This is a genomic window from Achromobacter sp. SIMBA_011 (assembly GCF_046535435.1).
GTDB lineage: Bacteria > Pseudomonadota > Gammaproteobacteria > Burkholderiales > Burkholderiaceae_B > Achromobacter > Achromobacter dolens.
This window is the reverse complement of the sequence record NZ_JAWRWN010001150.1, coordinates 1-240: the sequence shown is the minus strand read 5'-3', so window position 1 is coordinate 240 and position 240 is coordinate 1. Positions and strand designations below refer to the sequence as shown.

1 pseudogene is annotated in these 240 nt (G+C 60.4%); it reads left to right on the top strand.

Annotated elements, in window-relative coordinates:
* Positions 1-240: pseudogene (locus tag SB816_RS34645) on the top strand (metal ABC transporter permease); the annotation flags it as partial.

Sequence of the window (240 nt, the reverse complement as noted above, 5' to 3'; positions counted from 1 at the left end):
CTCGTTGCGCTTTCATCTGGAGCGGCAGACGGGCGGCATGTCGCGCGACATCGAACGCGGCACGCGCGGCATCACGCAGCTCATTTCGTATTCGCTCTACAGCATCTTGCCGACGCTCGTGGAAGTGGGCCTCGTGCTGATCTTTTTCACCGTGAAATACGAGGCGTATTACGCGATCGTCACGCTGTGCGCGCTGGCCGCGTACATCGTCTTCACCGTGAAGGTAACCGAGTGGCGCAC